15 protein-coding genes and 1 tRNA gene are annotated in these 18,213 nt (G+C 64.1%); 5 read left to right on the top strand and 11 right to left on the bottom strand.

Features of this window, described 5'->3' with window-relative positions; all coding sequences use genetic code 11:
* Nucleotides 1–101: 101 nt before the first annotated feature.
* Together P9M14_06670 and P9M14_06665 are read left to right on the top strand one after the other, a co-directional pair.
* The gene (locus tag P9M14_06670; GenBank protein MDP8255413.1) at nt 102–260 is read left to right on the top strand and encodes a hypothetical protein; all 159 of its coding nucleotides are present in this window, start codon (nt 102–104) and stop codon (nt 258–260) included.
* Between the two features lie 98 nt (nt 261–358).
* Nucleotides 359–499 carry a hypothetical protein gene (locus P9M14_06665; GenBank protein MDP8255412.1) on the top strand — a complete coding sequence of 47 codons (141 nt, stop codon included), beginning with the start codon at nt 359–361 and terminating at the stop codon, nt 497–499.
* 145 nt (nt 500–644) lie between these two features.
* Here the strand turns inward: P9M14_06665 and P9M14_06660 are convergent, their stop codons facing one another.
* The 5 genes from P9M14_06660 to secG all read right to left on the bottom strand — a co-directional run bounded on the left by P9M14_06660 (nt 645) and on the right by secG (nt 3,356).
* Nucleotides 645–1,394 carry a DUF2007 domain-containing protein gene (locus P9M14_06660; GenBank protein ID MDP8255411.1) on the bottom strand — a complete coding sequence of 250 codons (750 nt, stop codon included), beginning with the start codon at nt 1,392–1,394 and terminating at the stop codon, nt 645–647.
* Nucleotides 1,394–1,870 carry a hypothetical protein gene (locus tag P9M14_06655; GenBank protein ID MDP8255410.1) on the bottom strand — a complete coding sequence of 159 codons (477 nt, stop codon included), beginning with the start codon at nt 1,868–1,870 and terminating at the stop codon, nt 1,394–1,396. The genes P9M14_06660 and P9M14_06655 overlap by 1 nt, the downstream gene beginning before the upstream one ends.
* Before the next feature lie 85 nt (nt 1,871–1,955).
* A complete protein-coding gene (locus P9M14_06650; GenBank protein MDP8255409.1) occupies nt 1,956–2,576 on the bottom strand; it encodes an SRPBCC family protein in 621 nt (206 codons plus the stop codon).
* 87 nt (nt 2,577–2,663) lie between these two features.
* Nucleotides 2,664–2,750: transfer RNA gene (locus P9M14_06645), tRNA-Leu, on the bottom strand.
* A gap of 84 nt (nt 2,751–2,834) precedes the next feature.
* Nucleotides 2,835–3,356, bottom strand: a complete 522-nt coding sequence (secG, locus tag P9M14_06640; protein MDP8255408.1) for a preprotein translocase subunit SecG — start codon at nt 3,354–3,356, stop codon at nt 2,835–2,837.
* 138 nt (nt 3,357–3,494) lie between these two features.
* On the opposite strand from secG, the gene P9M14_06635 reads away from it, so the two are divergent.
* Nucleotides 3,495–5,537, top strand: coding sequence for a TonB-dependent receptor (locus tag P9M14_06635; protein ID MDP8255407.1), 2,043 nt, complete (start codon nt 3,495–3,497; stop codon nt 5,535–5,537).
* Nucleotides 5,538–5,585: 48 nt separating this feature from the next.
* Nucleotides 5,586–6,512 (top strand): MBL fold metallo-hydrolase, encoded by a 927-nt coding sequence (locus tag P9M14_06630; GenBank protein MDP8255406.1) that lies wholly within the window; start codon nt 5,586–5,588, stop codon nt 6,510–6,512.
* A gap of 66 nt (nt 6,513–6,578) precedes the next feature.
* On the opposite strand, the gene P9M14_06625 is transcribed toward P9M14_06630, so the two are convergent.
* The 3 genes from P9M14_06625 to P9M14_06615 all read right to left on the bottom strand — a co-directional run bounded on the left by P9M14_06625 (nt 6,579) and on the right by P9M14_06615 (nt 8,916).
* Nucleotides 6,579–7,103: a hypothetical protein gene (locus tag P9M14_06625; protein ID MDP8255405.1), complete on the bottom strand. Its 525-nt coding sequence runs from the start codon at nt 7,101–7,103 to the stop codon at nt 6,579–6,581.
* Nucleotides 7,104–7,105: 2 nt separating this feature from the next.
* Nucleotides 7,106–8,491 carry a M48 family metalloprotease gene (locus P9M14_06620; GenBank protein MDP8255404.1) on the bottom strand — a complete coding sequence of 462 codons (1,386 nt, stop codon included), beginning with the start codon at nt 8,489–8,491 and terminating at the stop codon, nt 7,106–7,108.
* A gap of 104 nt (nt 8,492–8,595) precedes the next feature.
* Nucleotides 8,596–8,916 (bottom strand): hypothetical protein, encoded by a 321-nt coding sequence (locus P9M14_06615; GenBank protein ID MDP8255403.1) that lies wholly within the window; start codon nt 8,914–8,916, stop codon nt 8,596–8,598.
* Nucleotides 8,917–8,959: 43 nt separating this feature from the next.
* On the opposite strand from P9M14_06615, the gene P9M14_06610 reads away from it, so the two are divergent.
* Nucleotides 8,960–10,123: a SpoIID/LytB domain-containing protein gene (locus P9M14_06610; GenBank protein MDP8255402.1), complete on the top strand. Its 1,164-nt coding sequence runs from the start codon at nt 8,960–8,962 to the stop codon at nt 10,121–10,123.
* On the opposite strand, the gene P9M14_06605 is transcribed toward P9M14_06610, so the two are convergent.
* The 3 genes from P9M14_06605 to P9M14_06595 all read right to left on the bottom strand — a co-directional run.
* Nucleotides 10,063–10,974: a penicillin-binding transpeptidase domain-containing protein gene (locus tag P9M14_06605; GenBank protein MDP8255401.1), complete on the bottom strand. Its 912-nt coding sequence runs from the start codon at nt 10,972–10,974 to the stop codon at nt 10,063–10,065. The genes P9M14_06610 and P9M14_06605 overlap by 61 nt on opposite strands.
* A gap of 53 nt (nt 10,975–11,027) precedes the next feature.
* Entirely contained in the window at nt 11,028–12,599 is a 1,572-nt protein-coding gene (locus P9M14_06600) for a hypothetical protein (protein ID MDP8255400.1), read from the bottom strand.
* The coding region (locus tag P9M14_06595) for a tetratricopeptide repeat protein (GenBank protein MDP8255399.1) at nt 12,596–18,213 on the bottom strand (5,618 nt) is incomplete at its 5' end. The genes P9M14_06595 and P9M14_06600, both read right to left, overlap by 4 nt.

Raw genomic sequence — 18,213 nt, 5'->3', positions numbered from 1 at the left:
GTGAAATTTGGTAATTTGGTTCTTTGGTCATTTGGGGGAGTCCAGAGGGGCATCCCCTCTGGTGGGTCCAAGGCGAAGCCTTGGTCGCGGCATTTTCTTGAATGGCGAAATACGATCACCTGCCGATCTACAAGAAGGCGCTTGAATTGACGGTGTACGTGGAGGACGTGGCGAAGAACTTTTCCCGCTACCACAAGTACACGATCGGCACGCGCCTTCGGGATGCCTGCTGGGAGATTGTGATCGTCTTGAGGGCCTGAGCGCGTCTTTAGTCGGGTGTTACTGTCGCGCTTTTTTCCAACAATTTCGCACACCCCATGATATTGCCGTTTCAGAATCAGCCCCATATTCTGCTCTCATGAACAAGCTGATCGCCTATTTGGAAAAGCTCGTTGCTGACCGATTTTTCGGCTCGGTGACGCTCAGTTTCCAGAACAGCAAGCTGTGCAACGTGAAGGTCGAGCGGAACTTCAAGCCGACCGACCTGCCTACGCCATAGACTTCCACCTTCGCTAAAGCTACGGCGGACAGGTCGGCAAGGCAGGCCTCTGACAACCGCATAGACCGCGGGGTCGTCGAGGAGCCCCGGTGGAGTTGGGTGAACAGCCCGCTTGGGCGATTATGATTTGTGACAGCGCTGGTGATTACTCGGCGGGCGGGCCGGGGTCGAAGTCGTCAGGCAGCTCGGCGTCGGTCACTGCTTCGGCGATGATCTGACGCGCGCGGGGCAGATCCGACTCGGGCACGCGCACCTGGATCTGCGGCGCGGTCACTGACTCGCCCACGTAATCGCCGGCCGGCGTAAGGTCCACGGCCGAGTAAGCGATCCCGGTCTGCTCCAGCCCGGGCCCGACAATGTCGAGCTCGATCTTGCTCAGCGGCTCCCAGGCGACCACGCCCTCGAGCTCTTTGTCCGTGGGCGGATGGTCGTGCAGCTTCTCGCCGCAGATCTGGCAGCGCTCGATGTCGATGCGGTAATCGACTGCGCAGTGGTGGCAGTAACGCACGATCTCCGGCACGTCGTCGTCGCGCTCGCCGTTATCGTCGCCCAAGTCCTGCACGGGTCCGGCTTCCACGATCTGCTTGATGATGCCTTGCGCCTGCTCGAGCTGCGCCGAGGGTACTTGCAGCCGCACGTTGACCGTGGCGATCCCCTCGCTGAGCAGAGCGTTGAGCGTCTCGTGGTCGGCCACCACGCAGTCGATGCCCTGCTCCTCCAGCGCGGCGCGGGCCAGCTCGAGCTCGATGCGATTCGAGGGCGTGTAAACGTCGACCAGTTCGTCGTGCTCGTCGGCCGCGGGCTGCGGCTTTGTATCGACCAGCGCCACCTCGCAGTCGTTGCAGATCAAGGCTTCGTCAACGTACTCGGCTCCACATTTGGGGCAATAGCGCATCAGCTGAACACCCTTTCGATGAGCTGTAAAATGCTTTCCTCGTCTCCGAGGGTCGGCTCGACATCGTATCCGGTGAGGTAACGCAGATGGGCGCAGATCGGGGCGATGTCGCTGTCGTCGGCCATGGCCACGATCAAGGTGTCCTCGATCCGGCCCAACGGTATCAACAGGTACTCGCGGCAGATCGTTTCGGGCACGAGCAGAATGTTCTCAACGTCGATCTCAAAGTCGCGCAGGTCGACCCAGGGGACCGTCCGCCCCTCGGACAACAGGTCTTCGACTTCCTCAAGCGTGTGCGCCGACGGCCGACGAAGGGGTCTGCGGCTCTCGTTGTTCGCTCGCTGAGCGTGCATTCCGGGCTCGATCACACTGCGCAGGCAGTCCGAGCAGACCATCTCGGCGTGCGTGCCCAGCAGGATCGTGCGCACGTCGTCGCGCTCGCGTCGGCAGTAATGGCAGGTCAGTTTGACTCCCACGACGTTCTCCAAAGTCGCCGGATCGTCCGGCGTCGCTACCAGTATAGGACCAGTCATGAGGGCGTCAAGCGGCATGCAGACCACGCTATCGCGTGTATCGACCGCCGGACTCCACCCGTCGCTTGACCGAGAGCACCACCTGCTTCAGGCCCCATTTGCTGGCCATGTTCTGAATAAATTTCGGCACGTCGCGGCCCGAATCGACGAACACCGCATAGCTCAGCAGCGAGCCGTTCTCGAACGGCCAGACCACCCATCGGCCGTCGGTTTTTTTAAAGTCGTTAGGCTTGGTATCGTCCAGGCGCCACTCCAGCCAGCCGTCTTCGCGATGCAGCGTGTGCTTGCAATGGTAGGTCACCTTGACCACGGCGATCACGCTGAGCGTGAAGCGCGTGAAGTACAGCTCGCCCTCCTGGCGGTAGAGCACGGCCTCGTCGACGTTGGGGAAGAAGTCGGCGTAGTGGTTGTAGTCCAGGATCTGCTTCCAGACCTCGTCCGGAGACGCATCGACCTTGATCAGCGCGTAGCCGCTGCCGCAGCTGTTGCCGTTGGGATCGGCGTAGACCTCGTCTCGCAGCAGCGGCTCGCCGCTACGCAGTGTTGCCAGCTCCTCGTTGCTCAGCTCGGGCAACGGCGGCTGCGCGGCAATCGCGGTCAGCGGGAGCAACAGTGCGGCGATCAGCAGCAAGATGCAAAAACGGTTCATCGGCTCCCCCTTGTCCGGATTCTTCGTGAGGATTCGAGATAAAATAAAACGGCCCGGTCGAATCGACCGAGCCGCTCGTTTGTTCGATGGTGCCGAAGGGGGGATTCGAACCCCCACAGGCATAGCCTACCACCCCCTCAAGATGGCGTGTCTACCAGATTCCACCACTTCGGCACGTAAAACATCAGCGACTGCGGCCCCTACTATTTATGAAAAATGAAGCTTCCATTAGGATGGCACACTGTCGATTTATTTCGGTTATTCCCCCGCCGGTTCCGCAGGTTCTGCGACCGAGTCCTGGGGCTGCTCAGAGGAGCCCTCAACGGCCTCGGTCGGCGATTCGGCGGGCTGGTCGCCCTGCTCCACCACGACCTCGTCAACGATCAGTTCCTGCACCTGGACGTCGCCGGACTCGTCCGCGGCTTCGGGCTGTGCAGTCTCTGCCGGCTGATCAACGTCGGCGAGCGCATCGTCCGTGGCGGGCTGGGTCTGCTCGAGCACGGCCGACCCAGACTCGACGTCGTCGAGCACGCTGCTGTCACCGGCCCGGCCCATCGATAGGTAGGCCAGGAGCAGGCTGGTTAACATAAAGGCGATTGCCCCGGCCGTGGTCAGCTTGGACAAAAACGTTGCCGAGCCCGAGCTGCCGAACAGCGTCTGGCTCGATCCGCCGCCGAACACGGCTCCCAGGTCGGAGCCCTTGCCCGATTGCAGTAAGATCACGACGATAATCGTGATGCAGATTAGGACGTGCATCACGGTGATGATTGCAGTCAGCATATTATCGGTTCCTCTCCTCCCCGAAACGGAGCCGGGATTATATGCAATTTGCCCTGGCGTGTCCATAGTGCGGCCCTCATCGACGCGCGGTCCTTGACATGCCTCTCGTCGGTACTAGACTGGGCCGAAATCCTGCCAATGAGATACACAGCCGCCGCCCTGTTGTTTGCGATTCTCCTGCTGCCGGCCCTTGTTAGCGGGGCTCAAGGGGATGACCCCTATTATCCGCCGCGGATTCCCGACCTCAAGCACTGCCCCACCGACCGCCGAACCACGGCGATCTCCACGCAGGTGCTGCTCGCCGGCGGGCTGATCGCGCTGGGCATGCAAAACATGGCCGGGGCAGCCGATCGGCTGGCCGGCGGCTCGCTGTTCAATGCCCATCCCGGCGGACGCGGCATTCCCGGCGCAACCCTGCGCCTTGCCGGACTGCCGGCCTCGCGCACCGCGGTGTTTCTCGACGGCATCCGTCTGCCCTCCGGGACCTATGGCGTGGACTTGCAGCAGCTTCCGCTCAACGCCATCGACCGTATCGAGCTGCTGCGCGGCCCGCGCTCCACGGTCTACGGCGCGGGGGCCGAGGCCGGCGTGTTGCGCATCATGACGCGCATGCCCCAACTGCCGCCGACCGCCTCGCTGGACATCTCCTACGGCTCGTACAACGAGCTGTTCGTCACCGGCCACAACAGCTACAAACCCAACTGGTTTGGCTACGTGCTGGCCATCGAGCGCGTGGTGGGCGAGGGCTGGTCCGATGAGTACGCGCCCGGTCCGATGGTCTCGCCCGAGATCCCGCCGCAAAGCCTGCCCAGCCCGGAGACGGTGCGTTGGGAGGAAGGCTCCTACCACTCTTCCAACGACATTTTGCTCAAGATCAACGCCGACACCGGACCGCTGCTGGTCACCGGTCTGGGGCACTACCATTACGACCGCAACACCGGCAAGGACAAGCTCGGGGGCAACTTCAACGACCGCGGCTACCAGTTCGATTATCACACCGGCCTGCTCGTCGAGCCGGGAATCGTCGATTTGACGCTGAGCATCTCGGGCACGAAAACCGGGCGGGTCATCGACCAAGTGATTCCGCGCCTGGGCTATCGCGGCGAACCGCTGCCCGGGGTACGGCGTTGGCCGCTGACCGTCGACGGCGTGACCAATAACGAGTCGCACCGCGACCAACTGGGTTGGGGGGTCGACATCAGCCGCGGACAGCGAATCGACGGCGGCCTGGAGCTGGGCTTCGCAATGTTCAGCGGCCGCTACCACGAAAAGGCCGAGGATCTGCTCGGCGGGCAGCCTTTTGGCACCGACCGCATTAACGGAGCGCTGTTCGTCGAGTCGCACAACGAGCTGGCCGATTCGCTGCTGACCCTCGAGCCCGGCGCGCGGTTCGAGCTTTCGGACCGCTACGACCCGATGGCCGTGGGCAATCTGGGTCTGCTGCTGCGGCTGCATCCGCTGGTGCGGTTGCGATTGGACGGCGGGCGCGCCTGGACCGAGCCCGCGTTGGACCGCGCGGCGCACGACTATTTGCGCGAGCGGCGGCTGGTGGTCCGCGGCAATCCGCAGCTCGAACCCGAGACGAGCTGGGGCGGCACGTTCGAGCTCGACCTGGGGCCCAGCGACGCGCTGTGGAACATCAACACCGCGTACTTCCTCTACCAGATCGACGACGCGATAATCAGCCTGCCCGCCGACACCTGGCCCGACGGCACGCCCACGGTCGAGGATCGCAACGTGGGCCAAGCCCGCAGCATGGGTGCCTTCGGTACGCTTCAGGTCCAGCCGCTGAGCTGGCTGACCGTGGGCGCGGACTACACCTTCACCCACGCACTGCTGCTCGAGCTCGAAGACGAACAAGGCGACCTGCTGCCCATCGGTGCGGCCCCGCCTCACGTCGCGCACCTCGAGCTCGGCCTGGAGATCAAGTCGATCGCCGTACACCTACAGGCCCGCACCGGGTACAGCGGCGAGTGGCAACGTCGCCTGCCCGACGGCCGGCTGGCCTGGATCAACGACAGCTACGACCTCTCGGCACGGCTCAGCCGTGAGTTCGGCGAACACATCGCGCTGTTCGCCGAGGGCTACAATCTTCTGGGCAGCGAGCTGAATATCGACGAGGACACCGACAATGACCTGGTCCCCGTGCGGGTGATGGTCGGCCTGCGCCTCGCACTATAATCCTGGCCCGGATTTGACAGCGCGAACCGCTAAGTCGAAACTTTGGGTATGAACCCGGAGCGCAGAGGCGAACAGGCGGGCGGCACGCTCTCCGTGTTTGGCACGGGCAGCCAGATCCCCACGCTACGGCGTGGGCATCCCGGCGCGTTTTTGCAGTGGCACGGACTGGGGCTGCTGATCGATCCGGGCGAGACCACCCAGATGCGCTTCGCCCGCAGCGAGATCCCGCCCTCGCGCACCGACGTGGTATTCATCTCGCATTTGCACGGCGATCATTGCTTGGGCCTGCCCGGCGTGTTGCAGACCCTGACCTGGCACGAGCGCATTGAGCCGCTGCCGATCTTCTGCCCGCCGGGCGGCGCCGAGTACCTCGAACGCTTGATGGCCGGAATCATCTGGCATCCGGGATACGAGTACTCGATCCACGAGGTCGAGTCCGGACCGTTCTACGAGGCGGGCCCGCTGACGCTTTGCGCCGCGCCGCTGGATCACGACGTGCCCTGCATCGGCCTGCAAGTTATCGAACGCGACCGCTGGCAGCTCGACCCGCAGTCGATCGACGAGCTCGATCTTAAGGACAACCCGCTGCTCTCGCGGCTGGTCGCAGGCGAGTCCGTGACCCATCGCGGGCAACTGATCGAGCCCGAGCAGGTCGGCAGTCTGCGCCGCGGACCGCGCTTTGCCTACGTGGCCGACACCCGGGCCTGCGACCCGGCGCTGGAGCTGGCTGCTGACGCGGACCTGCTGTTGATCGAATCGACCTACCTGGACGAGCACGAGACCCAGGCCGCAGACCACGGCCACCTCACCGCGCGCCAGGCCGCGCTAATCGCCCGCGACGCGGGCGTGACGCGCGCCGTGCTGACCCATTTCAGCAACCGCTATCCCGACGCGCCCGTACGCGCCCAGGCCCAGGGGCGCGAGGTGTTTGCGCACGTGATCGCGGCCCGCGACGGCGACGTATTCCGCTTCTAGGTACCTTTAACAACCGAGCTCCCGGCTTTGAGCCGGGGGCAAGGCTCGCATCTTTCCCTGGTCGTTCTACGTCGACCCATGCCGCGACGCGGGGCTGAGCTTTGAACAATGATGGTCGTGCTGCGCGCCCGCCTGGTCGATGCCCAGGCTGATGTTGCTGTAATACTGCGGCTCGTATATCCCATATTTGGAAGGCGACTCGTTGTCCTCCAGGCGTTCGATGACAGCGCCGTGCCAGTCGCCGGGCGAACCGCTGAGGTGAATCAGTTCGCCGGGCAGTCCGATGGGGTCCAGGTCGGGATATTTGACAGGCCCCTTTTTGCAGCCGTGCTCGGGGTTGATGAAATACACGGCCTGGAGCTGCTGCTCGTGATCGAGCAAAGCGCTCGGGCCCGAGCCGTGGCCGATCCATTCGGGCTCGCCCCAATCCCCGCCCGCGGGCTTGGCGATGTGGTACAGGTTCCCATCGTCGTAGCTGTTTTGCTCGCGGTACTGGGCATAGAGGATCTGTAATCCGCCGTCGTCAGGCAGATCGTCGTCGTCATCGTCCGCCTGATCGCAGGCAACAGCTGCCGGCGTCAGCAGCAGCAATGTTACGGTCTATTGGCAGTCTCCAGGTGATCCTGGACCAGCTTGAGGAATTGCGGACTCTCCGAGCACTCTTCCTGGGCGCGTTTGAAGTTCTGCTCGGCCAGCCGCTTGTTGCCCAGGCGTTCGTAATATAGTGCGAGGTAGTAGTGCCCGGCGCACACATCGCCGGCCGCGCCGCGGCTGCGTCCCAGGTGGTAGACGAAGTTCAATTCCTCGTCGTCGAGGTTCATCCCGCGCTCGAAATAGACGGCCGCCTGCTCGAATCGCTCGTCCTCCTGAAAGGCCAATCCGAGGTACATCAGCGTGGTCAGGTCGTCGGAGTTGAGCTGATACGACTGCTCTAGGCTGGCAAGTGCCGGTTCGACCCGCCCGCGTTTGAGCTCGAAAATACCGAGGTCACGACGGTAGACCGAGTCCTGCGGCCGTAGCGAAATCGCCTGCGAGAAATATTGCAGGGCCTGCTCGTCGCGACGCTGGCGGGCATAGGCCAGGGCCATGCCGTACAGCGCGTCCGGGTCGTCGGGATCGGCAAACTGCATGTCGCGGAAAGTGTTGATCGCGTCCTCGAGGTCTTTCTCTTGGGCGATGAGCATGATCTGGATCTTGCGGAAACGCCCCGGCGTGCGTTCCAGGCGGCCCACGTCCATGCCCAGCGGATCGCTGAGCCCGGCTAAATAGCCCACGCGCTGGGTGGGAAACGGATGGGTCGACATGTACGGCGGGTAGAGCGTGGGGTCAGGGCTGTCGCCGAGCAGCTTTTGCATGAAGGTGTACATCGCGTCCGGGCGGTAGCCTGCGGCGCGCATATAGCGCACTGCCGTGCGGTCGGCCTCCTCCTCGTCGGTGCGGCTGTAGGCCAGGCTGGCGGTGGAGCTCACGGCCAGTCCGGCCGAGGCCACGGCCGCGAAGGTCTCGGCGTCCTTGGCCAAAAACGCACCGGCGATCAGCGCGGCCAGGGCCAGCAGATTCATCTTGCTCATCTTCTCGATGCGTCGGCTGATGTGGCGGTTGGTCACGTGGCCGATCTCGTGCGAGAGCACGCCGGCCAGCTCGGCCTCGCTGTCGCAGACCATGATCAGCCCGGTGTTGACGAAGATAAATCCTCCGGGCAGGGCAAAGGCGTTGATCGAATTATTGCGCACCACGTAGAAGTGATATTGGAACAGCTGCGGCTGATTGGAGTCGACCACGTGCAGGCCGATGCGCCGCACATAGCGGTTGATTTCCGGGTCCTCGACCATCGGCAGGGTGACGATGAACTTCTGCGCCAACTCTCGGCCGATCTCGACTTCCTCGCCCACGCTCATCGGCCACACCGGCGTCGGGACCAACATCGCAATAAATAAAAGGGCCGCCAGGCCCTGTCTAAGTTTCTTGCTGTGGATCAAAACCTTTTTTCTCCCATCGGCCACTCTAGCTTCGGACCCGATCGAGCACAATACGATCCCTCACAGCATGGGACAGCGCGCAGCCCGCAAAAGTTGCCCGCGGCTCAGCCCTGGGCGTCCTTCTCGATCTCCTCGGCCGGGTAGAAACCGATCTCGCCCGAGGCGGCCGCGCCCCAGACCACGTAGCGGCGGCCCTCAAAGCGAAAACGCTTCTCCCACTGCAAAGCATTGCTCCAAAATCCCGGACGCGGTCGGCGCGGCACGCGCATCCTGATCTTTCCGCGCTCCAGGCAGTGGGCCAGCAGTCGCTGGGTGAGATCCAAATCGAACGGGGAGTGCACGGTGAAGTTGCCGATTTGAAAAACCTCGATCGGCACTTCCTCCAGATCGTCGGTCGGTTGTTCGTGATCGTGCTGATCATCCATGGCAACTCCTCGGGCGGGGATGATAGCATGCGTCGTGCGCCGTATGATCCTCCTGTTGATCGCCTTTACGCTCTGCGCCGTGACGCTGCACGCCGCGGCGTTCGACGAGCGCATTCTGCGCGTCTCGATCCTCTCGATCTACAACCTGAGCGCTATCGAGCTTAGGAACCAGGAACTGCTCGCAGCCACGGCCGATGGCGAGACCGCGCTTAGCGGAAACCTGAGCCTGAGCGCTTCGGGAAATCGCGTACTGCTGTTGCGTAGCAACGAACCGCTGCTCGATGCCCCGTGGATCGCCCTGCGACCGGCGCACGACACCATCGGTCTTTCTCTGCTGCTGCCCGGCGGCGCGACGCGCGATTATCCCGGCACGATCCGGGCCGAGGCGTCTGCGGGCGTGCTGCGGCTGATCAATCTGGTAGCGGCCGAGGACTACCTGGCCGGAGTCGTCACTGCCGAACGCGGCGGACCGCCGCTGGCGGGCTACGATCGACTGCTGGCCGTACTGGCCCGCGGCCAGGCCGTTGCGAACGACAAGACTTTCCCGGGTTACGACCTGATCGACCTAACCACCTGCCAGGTCTATGCCGGACGCGGCGACGCCGCTGCCTACGACGCAGTGCGTCACACCCACGACCTGGTGCCGATTTTAAACGACCATGCGCTGGCCGTACCGTTCAGCGCCTGCTGCGGCGGCAGTACAGCGGACGTATCACAGGTCTGGTCCTCGGACGAAACGCCGTCCACCTGGCTCTCCGGCATCAAAGATCTCGACTCACAGGGCCGCGCCTGGTGCCGCAGCCACCCGCGGTTTCGTTGGAGTGCAAACCTGCCGCCGACGCATTGGCAGGCGGCCCGCGACTGCGCCCTGCCCGACGCGCGCGGATTGGGCCGGACCCGCGACAATCAAATTTGCTTTGAGTCCAATCGTGGCCCGACCTGCACGACCAAGGAGCGCTTCCGCATCTGCTACGGCAGGCTATATGGCTGGAACGTGCTGCTCAGTAACGACTTCGATAGCGAGCCTAGGCCCGATGGTTCGCTGCTGATCAGCGGACGCGGATTCGGCCACCGCCTGGGCGTGTGCCAAGTCGGAGCCCGCGCGCGGATCGAGGCGGGCCAGGATCCGTTCGAGGTTTTGCGGACCTACTGTCCGGGGGTGAGGGTCGCGCCGCTGAGATCAAGCACGCCGGACTCGACTAGATAGCGCATCGCAGCTCCGGCCAACGGCGCGGCGTTGTCCGGGCCGGTGCCGCCTTGCACCAGCGCGATCATCGCCACCCGCGGATCGTGCGTCGGCGTCAGCAACACGCACCAGCCGTTGCCCTGCCCTGAGCCGTCCGCAGGCGACGTGCCGGTCTTGGCCAACAGCGGCAACCCGGGGTTGAGCTGCCCTGCCCTATGGGCGGTCCCCTGTGTTGCCGAAGCAATCAAGCCCGTGGTCAGGCGATCGAGGTCGATCGATCCCAGCTCGACCTTGCGCACCACGCGCGCCCCTTGCAACGGATGCGCCGGGTCCATCGAAAACAACAGACCGCCGTTGAACAGCGCCACGTATGCGGCAAGCAGGTCGAACGGACGCGCGCGCAACGCCGGGTCCAGGCCGATCATCAACGTCGCCGGATCAGTCGGACTGGACGGTGCTTCAATTCCCAAGCGCGCCAGTACTCGACGATATGCGTTGTAGTCCGTCTGCCGCGCCACTGCCATGAAGTAGACGTTGCAGGACTGCGCCAGCGCAGCCTCGAGCTGCATTTGGCCGTGCCCGGCCGCCAACCAGCAACGACGATTGGCGGGCGTCTCCACGCTGCGTAGCGGACAAAAGATAGTGCCCCGAAAATCAAAGTCACCTTGTTCGTATGCCGCCAACATCAGCAGCGGCTTTATCAGGCTGCCGACTGATTGCGGTTTTGCGAGCAAGGATCGATCGCCGCTAAGCAGCAGCACCTCGCCGCTACGGCAGTCGATTGCCAGCAGCACGCCATTGGGTACGTCCAGAGGAACGCCGCCCGGGTCGGCGTCGGCGAGCTGCGAAAAAGAAAACGCCGCACACAACACGACCAAGGGAAAAACAATCCGTCGCAAGACCGCTGCTGTTGTAATCGCGGACCTCAGGGCTGGAAAGAAACCGTCTCGTAGTCGAAGCGCCCGTAGTACTGCACCTGGTAGCTGATCAACTCGAACGAGGAGAGGCTCTCCAAATAACCCTGTCCCACCTTGTTGAAGAACTCGCGCGCCTGCCAGTTGGACCACAGCGTACCGCCGGCCAATCCCTCGAGCCCGGAGACCACAACATCGTGCAACGCCTTGGCAGGCAGCGCGCCCGATTCGATGACCAGCGGGCCGGTGACGTCGCGTACCTTGACTTGGTCCAGTCCCTGTTTGATCAGCTCCTCGTCGTTGGCCAGCAGCAACGCCCCGCCCTTGGTCTGCGTCAGATACAGCGCACGGCCGGGAAGCAGTTCCAGCGCGCTGATTCCATCGCCGCGTCGTTCGAACTCCAACTTACGCGGCTCGATGATCAGCCGCTCGCGCAGGCGTTGGACAATGGCGCGTCCCAGGCTGTGCTCGTCAAGCTCGTTGGCAGATCCCTTTGCCGGCAACAGTACGACCATCCGCGCGCTGTACAGCACGCCGGTGCGCTGCGAGACCACGGGGCGTACCACCTGAGCCGCGGCGCTGACCCACGCCGGGTCGATCGGCGGTTTGCTCTGCGACGAGAAATCAAGTCCGAGCATCCGGTCCAGGGTCTCGAGCTCGAACGGCCGGTCCGGCGAGTGGGCCTGGAAGTAGGCCATCGCTTCGCGCTCCAGGCGCCCCAGGTCCAGGGTTTGCTCCAGCTCATACAGCGCCGCCGGGTCGCGCAGCAGCAGCCGATGCTCGCGCAGGGAGCCGTCGTCACGCAGGTCCAGCCAGATGCCCGCGGCCTTGATCGACGCTAGTTCGGCCTGGTTGCCAAAGGCCCAGTAGACCTTGAAGTAGCTGGTGCCGGCGATCGCCTCCTGATCCAGAAATAGGAACAGCGGACCGTCGATCGACTGATGCAGCTTGCGCTCGGCCAGCATGTCGTTCAGCCGTGCGTTTACGCGCAGCGAGTCCGGCCCGCCCGGGTCGGCCAGGCACTGCAGCGCGGCCTCGATCCGCGGCACCGAATTGGACAGCAGCAGCAGGTCGTCGGCCATGGTGAAAGCGAAGCTGTAGCCGCTCTCCTCGGACTTGACCCAGTACTCGCGGCCGGCCAACGTGCGTTGCTCAAAGCCGCTGCGCTGCCGCACGAAAGCCAGCGCCGGTCCGCTGCCGGGACGCTGGCGCGCCAGCAGCAGGAACTCCAGCTCGCCGATGTCGTACAGCGCCAGGCCCATCCCTCCGGTGGAAAGCGAGAGCAGCTTACGCAGCGTGACGTCTTCGCCGAGGAACTGCGAGAGCTGCTCAATGCGGTCTCCGAGCTTGAGCGAGAGTTTGGAGCGCTCGTAGGCCTCGGGCGCTGCGGACTTGATATAACGCTGTGCGGCATCGAGCCGCTCGACCCCGTCCACCAGGGCTTTTAGATTAGCGGCCTCGAGGTAGATCACTGCGCCCGCCGGCGCGTAGTCGACGATCTGCGGATCGAATCCCGCGGCTTGCGCGCTGCACGGCGCGAACATAGCCGCAATAATTAACAGCCAGAGAGCCCGGCGGATCATCGTTCACCTCCCTGGTCGAGCAGTCCGGGGGTTATCACCAGTCGCCCGCGTTCCATTTGAGTCGCGGCCTCAACCTCCGGGAGCAGTTCACGCGCCCGTTGCAGCAGCTCGGCGGACAGGGCCCGATCGTCGGTAATCGCGGCGTAGGCACGGGCCAGGGCCGCGGCATGTGCCGGGCAACCGGTGCGCGCCAGCAGCTCTACGATCAGCGGCACAGCGTGATCCAGCTTTGCGGGTTTTAGACCGAACATTGCCAGCTCGTTGGCAAGCTGATGGGGGTCGGGCGCGAACAGCGGCTGGGACTGCGGGTAGACGCGCAATTCGAAGCGCAACTGCCCCAGCCACCACAGGGCCGCCAGATCGCTTTTCTCCGCCAGCTCGAGCAGCAGCAGTTCCACGCGCAGGCCTTTGCGCTCGGGTTGGTAACGCAAAGCGTTGATCAGCGCCTTGCGCGCCGCGCCGGGATTGCCCGACGCGAGCTGCGAGCGAGCCAGCAGCGGGTAGTACACCTCGGGGAATTCGACGCTCGCCTGCTCCAACCGCGCGGCCGCCTGGGCCGCCTCCCCGCGTTCGAGCTGAATCCGCGCCAAATAGATCTCACCCCACGGCGGCAAGTCGGGCAGCTCTCCGAGCCAAGCCGCCTCGGCGCTCAGCGCTCCGGACTTGCGCAGGTCGGCAAGGTATCCGGCGTCGAGCAGTTCCAGCACATGCAACTCGCAATCGGGACGCTGCAACAGCGCCAGCAGCACCTTGTGCGCATCCTCGAGTCCGGACCGCCGGTGCAGGTAGCGCACCTTGAGCGCCAGGGTCTGCAAATCGCCCGGATCGAGTCGATCGAGCCGCTCGATCAGTTCGCCGCATCGGTTCATCGCCCGCAGCTCGAAGCTGATCTGCGCGGCCTGTCGCAGCAGCGAAGCGTTTTCGGAGTTACTGAAGATCACACCCTCGATCACGGACATCGCGTGATCCACCTTACCCAAGCTCCCCTCGATCAGCGCGAACTCGAGTAGCTCTTCGGGTCCGGCGAGTTTGCCCTCGTAGAGGAATCGCAGCTGGGCCGCACGGGTGCGCTCTTGTTCCTGCTCCAGGCCCAGCGAGTCCCAGAGCCGTAGCGCCCAGTTGTAGGTCTCACGCGATGGCTGCTTGTCGATCCGTTGATCCACCGCCTGGCGTGCCTGATCGGGCTCGCCGCAGACAGCGTAGATCCGCGTAGATTGCTCCGCATGCTGATTGCCCTCGAGCCGCTGGGGCTGCAGCGCGTCCAGACGTTCGATGGCCCACCGGCCGTCGGCCAGACGTTTGGACTCGACGCAGAACTCCAAGTAGCTTCCGAGTTTCTCGCTGCGGAACCAGACGCTACGCGATTCGGGATCGTCGACCTTGGCCAACAGCACGCGCCACAGCTCGTTGCGCAATCCATCGCCGATCAGGTCACTCTCGATCAGTTTTTGCAGCAGGTCGATCTCCGGGGTGATCCGTTTGATGCACGCACGCACGAATGGTTCAATGCGCGCCTCCATCCCCACTTCGCGCTGGTCGTGGGCCACACGCTGGAGAGTGTTGAAGCGGTCGAACGAGTGGATCGCGTCAAAGCTTGCGGCGATCCGTTCCTCGACCACGTTAAACGCGTCCTCCCAAAGACCCTGGCGTCCCAGGGCGTCCATGTAAGAGAGCAGCGCGTAGTGCGAGCAGTCGGCGGGGATCATCATGCGCCAGCCGGCCAGCGCCTCCTCGCGTCGGCCCGCGAGCAACAGCGCGATTGCGCGGCGATCGATCAGCGTAAAATCGCCCTGCGCCAAGCTCAGCCCCAGGTCGTAATACGGCAGCGCCTCCAGCGGGCGCTCCAGCTCGACCAGCGCGTCGCCCACGGCCATGTAGCTCCCGGCGTTCCAGGGCTTGGACTCGGCATAGGCCTGCAGAAATTCGACGAAGCCCGACGAGTGGTCCACGCGTTCGAGGTAGCGGCCGTAAAGCGCCGCGATCGGGAACCAATCGTCGCCGTAGAGCGAGACGTTGCGGTCGGGCTTTGAAACGCTGCGACGGCCGATGGTCGCTGGCAAATCCAGAACGCGGGCGAACGCCTGCTCGGCCTCGGGCGAGACCTCCTTGAAATACAGGGCAATGGCCGCACGCTTGAGGTCGATCCATACCGGTTTTTGATAGCGCGAGACGAAATCGCTGAGGAAGCCCACCGCCCGCAAGCGGTCGCCGCGCTCGATCAGCAGGTTGAGGTAAAAGGCGTGGGCGCATTTGGAGTCGAGCAGCTCGTCGAGCTGTTGTTCGTCCAGTGCGTTGATCTCGAACGCTCGCCGCTCTGCGGCCGAGGGCTGCAAGCGTCCACCGGTGTTGTGCATCTCGCACAGCCAGCGTCCGAGCAGGTTGCGCTCCTGCATCGGGTTCCCGGCCCAGTAGGCGCTGCGGGCCGTCTCGGGGTAGGAACTCCAGCCCGCGCGACGCTTGGCGCGCATGGTGCGCAGTACGCCGTCGCTGTCGCCCCGAGAGCGGTAGAGTTCGATCAGGTCGTCAAGCGCCCGTGAGTAGTAGGAGTCCCCGCTCTTGCCGCGGGTCAGCGGCGCCATCAGCTGCGAGCGGCGCACCAGAATCCGCTCGACCAGGCCTGGCAGTCCCAGAGCGCGGGCCAGACGTAGAACAAAGTCGGTACGCTCGTTTAGCTGCTTGGCGCCCCCGGCGCTGAGCGCGAAGCCGGTGAACGCAGTTTCGACTTCGGCATCGAGCGCATTGGAGACCTCGCGTCGTGCCTGGGCTTGGGCCGTGGCTCGCAGTCGCTGGGCAAAGCTGTCGCAAAGAGCATTGCGCAGTTGCTTGGCGCTGGACCGTGGACGATCGCGGCCGAAATTGCGCGGCTTGCGCGCCTCGGCGTCGAGGCGGTCGATCACGCGACGCGCCTCGTTAAAGGCCCCCAATCGTCCGCGGTCGAACGAGAGCACCTCCAGGGCCAGCGAGGCCTCCGAGGGGCTTAGCACGTAATCGTAGGGATCGGCCAGCAGCGCAGCCAGCGCGCCTGAAAGCTGTCGCACCGCCTGTTGATGCAACTCCCACTGATCGAGTTGCCGTACAACGGCAAAGCGCTGCTCCACCGACACTTTGGTTCCGGAGATCGTCTGTTCCAGTGCGAGCACCGCGTCGTCAACGCGTCCGGCGCGGAAGTACATCCGAGCGATGTCCTGCAAATATTGCGGATCGCCGCCCTCGAGTTCCGAGGCCCGGCGGTAGCGCTGCGCGGCCAGATCCCATTGCTCGGTCTGTTGATAGACCTCGGCCAGCCTGATCTGCAGCCAGGGGCGATGCGGCTCGTTGGAGATCGCGGCCTGCAGTTGCTTCTCGGCATCGGCGAACTGCCGCTGCTGATAGTGAATCGAGGCCAGCACCACGTTCCAGCGATAGTCCTTGTGGCTGGTCTGGGAGGTGTTCGTGTAGTAGTCGATCATCCGCGCGGCCAAGCCGTGGTCGCGGGCGTACTCGAACGCCTCCTCCACAACCGAGCGCTCCAGCGGCCGACGGTTGACGATCTCGATGTATTGGTCCACGGCCTCGTGGAAACGTCCGAGCTTGGACAGCGCGCTGATCAGACCGCGGCGCAGCTCGATGGTACGCATGGTCTTGGTCGCGGCGGGCATGGTCGAACGGCCGACGCTCTGGATGCCGAAGGCGTAGAGCTTGGCCAGCCCCTCATAGTCCTCGCGTCCCGGCGCGGTGTACACATTGGACAGCGCATCGAAGTAGCGCCGATCCACGGGATTGCGCTCGATCAGTCCCCAGAGCACTTGCTCGGCCTGGGCGTAATCTGTGGCTCGCAGCATATTGCGCGCCAAGTCCAGACGCGCCGCGTCGGCGGCCTTGGGGTCGTCGGCCGCTGTCTCGTCGACGATTGTGCGATAGGCGGTCACCGCGTCGGCCGGACGTTGAACGCGCCAGTAGAAGTCGGCCAGCCCGCGCAGGGCCGCGGCGCGTTCGGCGCTGCCCTTTGGTTGCTGTTGCGCGATTTCGCGGAGCAGTTTTTTGGCTCGTCCCGAATCGTCGTGATACTCGTAGAACGCGGCCAGCCGCGCCAGGCTGTCGCTGTCGCGCCCCTTGACCTCGACCAGCCTTTGCAGCGCGCGCTCAAGATCGCCCGCAAGTCCCTGCTGCTGGAAATAAAGGGTCAGCTCCTCGACGAACAGCGGGTCGGCATAGCGCTCGAGGCTGCTGCGATAGAACGCGGTCAACACATCGCGCCGGCTGCGGAAGCGCAAATACTCGCCGTAGCGCAACGCCGGACGATGGTCGTCCCCCGCCTCTTGGACCTGCCGGCGGAACGCGGCGTCGATGCGCTGGGCCAGGTTGTGAGCCGACTCAAGGTAGGCCAGCCGCTCGCGGGCCTGCCAGCTCTGGGCCGAGTCTCCGAGCACCATCCGCACGTACTCCTCCACTGCACGGTCGCGGTCGCCCATCGACTCGTAGACCGCGGCGAGCTGCGCGCCGTAGAGCTGCGGATCGTCGAGCCGTTTCCTGGCCTGCAAGAGCACGCCCGCGGAGTTGGAAAAGAAGTAGTAGTCCCAATAGAGCGTGGCCAACTCCAGGTAGCGCTGCGCATCGCCCGGGGCCGCATTTAGCAGCGTCTCCCAGGTTTGCAGCGCACGTCGCGGCTCGCCGACCTCGATCAGTAACTCTCCGGCCGCTGTCGGATAAACGCTGTCCACGGGATAGACCTCGGCCAGCTTGAGATAGACCTCGGCCGTTTTGCGGCTTAGTTGCGGCGACTGCACGTAGAACGAGAAGTCGAGGCTGCGCCCCAGCGAGGCCAGGCGCGCGCCGATCTCAATATCGTTGGGGTACAGCATGTCCAGCGCATTGTAGAACGCGTACGACTGTTCGTAGTGCGAGTCGAACGCCAGCGCGTCGGCCAGCCACAGCGCCTCGGCCGGGTTGAGCTGATCGCGGTCGGACAGATCGTAACTCAGCCCCCGGCCCGCGCGTCTGGACATCAGTTCGGCGCGGATCGGCTTGTCGAGCATCGCGTAGCGCGCGGCAAGCTCAAGATATTTCGTCCGCGCCTGGGCGTCGTTGTAGCGCGAGCTGAATCCGCGTTCGGCGTAAAACCGCAGCAGTCGTCGCACAAAGCGCAGATCGAACGGGAAACGTTCGAGTGCCCGCAAATGCATCGACTCGAAGAAGCGACCCTCAGCCTCATAAAAGCGCCGCGCGCCGGGCCTGGAGACGAAGTCGGAGAGGTAGTCATCCAGCGCCGCATCGCCCAGTATGCCGACCACGTGTCCGGTCAGCTCGCGGAACGCCGCGTCGCTGCGGTGACGGATCGTCCAGCGCGCCAACCGGTGGTACCAGTTGGGGTCGCTGAACTTCTCCACTGCCCGGCGGTAGACGTCGCCCTGCTCGCGGTAAAGCTTGTGGTTCTCCAAGAAACGCAGGAACTCGTTGTAGAGGTCGGGGTCGCGCGGACGGCGCTCCAGCTCGGCGCGGTAGAGGCGAAGCACGCGGTCGTAGTGTTTTAACGAGACCAGCCGCCCGATGTAGGTGCGCAACGTAGCGTGATAACGCTGCTGCAATCCGCGTTCGTCGTACAGCTCGAGCAGTTGCTTGTAGGTATTTAATTCTT

This window comes from Candidatus Alcyoniella australis (assembly GCA_030765605.1).
Lineage (GTDB): Bacteria > Lernaellota > Lernaellaia > JAVCCG01 > Alcyoniellaceae > Alcyoniella > Alcyoniella australis.
This window is presented reverse-complemented; position numbering and strand designations above follow the sequence as displayed.

Excerpts from the sequence above, each read along its gene's own strand:
- P9M14_06660 (MDP8255411.1), bottom strand. The coding sequence starts at position 1,394 with ATGCGCTATTGCCCCAAATGTGGAGCCGAGTACGTTGACGAAGCCTTG.
- P9M14_06670 (MDP8255413.1), top strand. The coding sequence starts at position 102 with ATGGCGAAATACGATCACCTGCCGATCTACAAGAAGGCGCTTGAATTG.
- P9M14_06650 (MDP8255409.1), bottom strand. The coding sequence starts at position 2,576 with ATGAACCGTTTTTGCATCTTGCTGCTGATCGCCGCACTGTTGCTCCCG.
- P9M14_06630 (MDP8255406.1), top strand. The coding sequence starts at position 5,586 with ATGAACCCGGAGCGCAGAGGCGAACAGGCGGGCGGCACGCTCTCCGTG.
- P9M14_06610 (MDP8255402.1), top strand. The coding sequence starts at position 8,960 with ATGATCCTCCTGTTGATCGCCTTTACGCTCTGCGCCGTGACGCTGCAC.
- P9M14_06635 (MDP8255407.1), top strand. The coding sequence starts at position 3,495 with ATGAGATACACAGCCGCCGCCCTGTTGTTTGCGATTCTCCTGCTGCCG.
- P9M14_06665 (MDP8255412.1), top strand. The coding sequence starts at position 359 with ATGAACAAGCTGATCGCCTATTTGGAAAAGCTCGTTGCTGACCGATTT.
- P9M14_06615 (MDP8255403.1), bottom strand. The coding sequence starts at position 8,916 with ATGGATGATCAGCACGATCACGAACAACCGACCGACGATCTGGAGGAA.
- P9M14_06600 (MDP8255400.1), bottom strand. The coding sequence starts at position 12,599 with ATGATCCGCCGGGCTCTCTGGCTGTTAATTATTGCGGCTATGTTCGCG.
- secG (MDP8255408.1), bottom strand. The coding sequence starts at position 3,356 with ATGCTGACTGCAATCATCACCGTGATGCACGTCCTAATCTGCATCACG.